This window comes from Caldalkalibacillus uzonensis (assembly GCF_030814135.1).
GTDB classification, from domain to species: Bacteria; Bacillota; Bacilli; order Caldalkalibacillales; family Caldalkalibacillaceae; genus Caldalkalibacillus; species Caldalkalibacillus uzonensis.
In genome coordinates this window covers 1-4,240 of record NZ_JAUSUQ010000041.1, presented here as the reverse complement: position 1 = coordinate 4,240, position 4,240 = coordinate 1, and the positions used below count along the sequence as shown (strand labels likewise).

4 protein-coding genes are annotated in these 4,240 nt (G+C 36.0%); all 4 read left to right on the top strand.

Translation table 11 applies throughout. The annotated features are described in order from the left end of the window. Positions 1-100: 100 nt before the first annotated feature. The 4 genes from J2S00_RS19645 (at position 101) to J2S00_RS19630 (ending at position 4,110) form a co-directional block, all read left to right on the top strand. Entirely contained in the window at positions 101-1,156 is a 1,056-nt protein-coding gene (locus J2S00_RS19645; RefSeq protein WP_307343985.1) for a TRAP transporter substrate-binding protein, read from the top strand. An 81-nt stretch (positions 1,157-1,237) separates the two neighbouring features. Continuing rightward, entirely contained in the window at positions 1,238-1,738 is a 501-nt protein-coding gene (locus J2S00_RS19640) for a TRAP transporter small permease (protein ID WP_307343982.1), read from the top strand. Beyond that, positions 1,720-2,997 (top strand): TRAP transporter large permease, encoded by a 1,278-nt coding sequence (locus tag J2S00_RS19635; protein WP_307343979.1) that lies wholly within the window; start codon positions 1,720-1,722, stop codon positions 2,995-2,997. The genes J2S00_RS19640 and J2S00_RS19635 overlap by 19 nt, the downstream gene beginning before the upstream one ends. An 87-nt stretch (positions 2,998-3,084) precedes the next feature. Beyond that, positions 3,085-4,110 carry a sigma-54 interaction domain-containing protein gene (locus J2S00_RS19630; protein ID WP_307343976.1) on the top strand — a complete coding sequence of 342 codons (1,026 nt, stop codon included), beginning with the start codon at positions 3,085-3,087 and terminating at the stop codon, positions 4,108-4,110. Positions 4,111-4,240 lie beyond the last annotated feature (130 nt).

Below are 4,240 nucleotides of genomic sequence, written 5' to 3'. Positions count from 1 at the left end.
CATCACCAAAACGAATCTTTATTCAATTTTCAAGGAACAGTTTTAGGTTTGAAAGACCTTCAAATGAAGGCTAAAACATAATATACAAGGGGGAAAAATAATGAAAGGTAAGATTTCAGTTGTATTTTTAGTATTTTTTGCTTTACTTACTTTAACAGCTTGTGGGAGATCAGAAGAAGCTAGCGGTGAAGGTGTTCAGGAAAATAATGGATCTAACACTTCTTTAAATGAAGAAACTCTCGTCTTAAGACTGGGACATGTTACACAAACATCTCATCCATATCATATGGCTGCAGAGTATTATGCTAACTTAGTAGAAGAGAAATCGGAAGGCAACATTCAAATCGAGATCTATCCTTCTCGACAGCTCGGTGGTGACTTGGATATGTTAGAAATGATTCAAAACGGATCACTAGATGCAGGTTTCATTTCTTCATCGGTTTTCAGCGGGCAAACACCAGTAATGGATGCATTGCAGTTACCATTCCTATTAGATTCCTATGAGGTTTTTGCCGAGGCAATAAAGACTGATACTGCTCATAAGATGTTAGATTCTCTTGAAGAAATAAATTTGAAAGGACTCGGTATTAATGAAAGTGGTATGCGTCATGTAGGTAGCAATATAGCTCCTGTACAATCTCCAGATGATATGCAAGGGTTAAAAATACGGGTTGCAGAAAGTCCCTTGATGCTTGATATATTTAGAACCCTAGGTGCTGAACCTACTCCAATGCCATATGGGGAAATATACAGTGGTCTTCAAACAGGAGTAATCGATGCCCATGAAGCGAACTTACCAGCATATATTGATGAAAATTTTCATGAAGTTACTAAATATGTGGCATTAACTGCTCACTTCCCATGGCCTAATATCAATATAATGAATCTGGATCTGTTTAATTCTTTATCTGCAGAACATCAACAAATTCTTATTGAAGCTGGAAAAGAAACACAGGTATGGATAGTGGAACAGTTAAGACAAGTTGATGACGAATCTCTAAAAAAATTAGTTGAGACTGATACTCAAGTTGAAGAGTTGGAAAATGTACAATTATTTCTTGAAGAGGTGAAGCCTGTTTATGACAAATATATGGAAAAACACCCATTAATTCAGGAATTTGTTAAACAGGTTGAGTTGATTAAAGCAGATCAATAATTTAGTTCAGGACAGATTCTTATAGAATCTGTCCTGGACTCTAATCACCTCTAGGATTCAGAAGCGAAGGGGGGGGTTGATTTGGGGAAAATAGCCGAATGGCTGTATAAGCTATCAAAAACATTATTGATGCTTATCGTGATGATAATGACTATTGTCGTTATCGCTCAAGTGATTTGCCGTACATTTTTGGGTTTTTCACTATTTTGGGCTGAAGAGCTTGCAAGATTTTGTTTAATATGGATCACCTTTCTTGGGGCCAGTATTGCTTTAAGGAATGCAGATTTAGCAGCTCTTGATCTGATACAAAAAAAAATTCATGGTCGCTGGCAATGGGTTTGTCAATTGGTTATTCAAATCTTAATACTAATCTTCATACTGATCTCTTTTTATTATGGGGTTAAACAAGCAATGTCACCGAGTATTATGGGTCAAGTTTCACCTGCTATGCGTCTTCCCATGGTAATTGTGTACAGTTCTGTTCCGGTAGGTTTTGGTTTTATGTTTATACACACCATCGAGTCTTTGATAAAAGTGGTCATTAACCGGAGGGAGAAAAAGGCATGTCAATCATCATCATAACTTTTTTGATTCTCCTAATTGTTGGAGTACCCATAGCGTTTGTACTTGGGTTATCAAGCATTTTCTACATTTTGGTGAGTGAAAATTTCTCATTTTTAATTAATGTACCTCAACGTATGATTGCAGCTGCAAATAACTTTAGTTTGATGGCTATTCCTTTCTTTGTATTAGCAGGTGAATTAATGAATAATGGTGGAATTACAGGAAGATTGACAAATTTTGCGCGTTCTCTGGTTGCCCATTTCAGAGGTGGATTGGCTTATGTCAACATTCTAGTAAGTATGTTTTTGTCTTCCATTGTTGGTTCAGCTAATGCAGTTGCAGCGATTCAAAGCTCTTCAATGGTTCCTGAAATGAAAAAAGACGGCTATAGCAATGAATATTCATCGGCTGTCACAGCAGCCTCTTCTATTATGGGTCCAATTATTCCCCCCAGTATGGTGTTTATCGTGTACGGAGTAGCTGCTGGAACATCAATAGGCGCATTATTCCTGGCTGGAATAGTGCCTGGTATATTGCTTGGTATAGCTTTTATGGTTATTTCTTATTTTTATGCAAAAAAGAAGAATTATCCGACTAAAGTACGCTCCAGTATTAATGATATGTTGAAAAGTTTTATAATTGCAAGTCCTGCCTTAACAATACCGGTACTTATTATTGTTGGCATAGTTACCGGTAGTTTTACCCCCACTGAAGCAGGTGCAATGGGGAGTTTAATTGCATTTATATTAGGGATGTTTATATACCGGGATTTAAAATGGAATCATCTCCCCGGCATTTTTATGAGAACCGGTCTGATAACAGCGACTATTATGATTATCGTGGCAACAGCTAATATTTTTGGTTGGACATTGACCATGGAAAGAATTCCACAAATGATTGCTGAAACACTTTTAGCATTATCGGAGAACCCCCTTGTGATCTTACTAATCATTAATTTACTGCTTTTATTAGTGGGAATGTTCTTGGAACCGTTTGCAGCGATTATCATTTTAGTACCTGTCTTGCTACCTATAATTGAACAATTAGGGATAGATCCTGTTCATTTTGGAGTGATAGTTACATTAAATCTGGTAATTGGATTAATAACCCCTCCTATTGGTATAGTTTTGTTTGTTGTATCGGGAGCGACTAAAGTAAGTGTTTCCCAATTAAGTAGTGCTGTTGTTCCCTTTATCATCGCTTCTGTTATCGTCTTGCTTTTTGTAACCTATATTCCTGAAATCGTTTTATACTTACCACAAAAATTTCTCAATTAAAGCTGTATGGATTTAGTAGGAAGTATCTACAATGTTTGTTTAACTTGAAAATGTACAAGTTATTACATAAATTATGGAGGTGAAAAAATGAAAAAATTTGAAATTATATCGACCGAATGTCCCTCAGATTTTCATAGATATTTTCATTTTGAAATGATTTCTGGACTTGTTGTTGCTAGTAAAAAAATGAAGGAAATTATGGCATTGGCCAATAAAATATCACAGGTGGATTCTACTGTATTGCTCCTTGGTGAGACCGGTACAGGTAAAGAAGTTGTTGCCAAAGCCATTCATGAAAATAGTAGTAGAAATAGAACAGGTGCCTTTATCAAGGTGAACTGTGGTGCAATCCCTAGTGAACTTTTAGAATCAGAGTTTTTTGGATATGCCCCCGGTGCCTATACAGGAGCAAAAAAAGAAGGAAAACCTGGGATGTTTGAATTAGCCCATAACGGCACTTTGTTCTTAGATGAAGTAGGTGAAATTCCCTTACACCTTCAAGTTAAGCTTTTGAGAATCTTGCAAGACCAATGTTTGACACGAGTAGGTGGGACAACGGAAATTCAAGTCAATGTAAGAATTATTGCGGCAACCAATCGCAATTTAGAGTTAATGGTTTCACAAGGAAAGTTTAGAGAAGATTTGTATTATCGTTTGAATGTAGTGCCTATCACTATTCCCCCACTAAGGGAACGGAAAGAAGATATCTCTCCCTTAATCGGTTATTTTCTTAATAAATTAAATGAGAAATACCAGACAAACAAATCTATCTCCATTTCTGCCTTAGAGGTTATGCAGCAATATACTTGGCCAGGAAATGTAAGGGAATTAACCAATATGATAGAAAGGCTTGTTTTGACTGTGAATCAAGACATTATTTATAAAAAGCATTTGCCATTTGGAAAAAATGAAGATAAATCACTTAAACAAAAATCATTATTATTGGAAAATGCTAATCAATCTTTTTCAACGAATATGTTCGAATCTGTTGAAAAAGAATTAATTGTTACCATGTTGGAGCAAGCAGGAAGCATCCGTAAAGCAGCCAAAAAACTTGGTGTATCTCACACAACATTATTAAGAAAAATGAAGAAGCATAAAGTGAGATTATAAACATATCACAATGCCAAAAAGATCAAATTTGTTAAGAAAAAGAGCAGCGGTATGATGTCAAGAGACTAATTTGAACAAAATCGCTGCTTTAACGGAGGTGTAGCGAAAAAAGGCAATAGGAAACTAAGCC

Excerpts from the sequence above, each read along its gene's own strand:
- J2S00_RS19635 (WP_307343979.1), top strand. The coding sequence starts at position 1,720 with ATGTCAATCATCATCATAACTTTTTTGATTCTCCTAATTGTTGGAGTA.
- J2S00_RS19645 (WP_307343985.1), top strand. The coding sequence starts at position 101 with ATGAAAGGTAAGATTTCAGTTGTATTTTTAGTATTTTTTGCTTTACTT.
- J2S00_RS19630 (WP_307343976.1), top strand. The coding sequence starts at position 3,085 with ATGAAAAAATTTGAAATTATATCGACCGAATGTCCCTCAGATTTTCAT.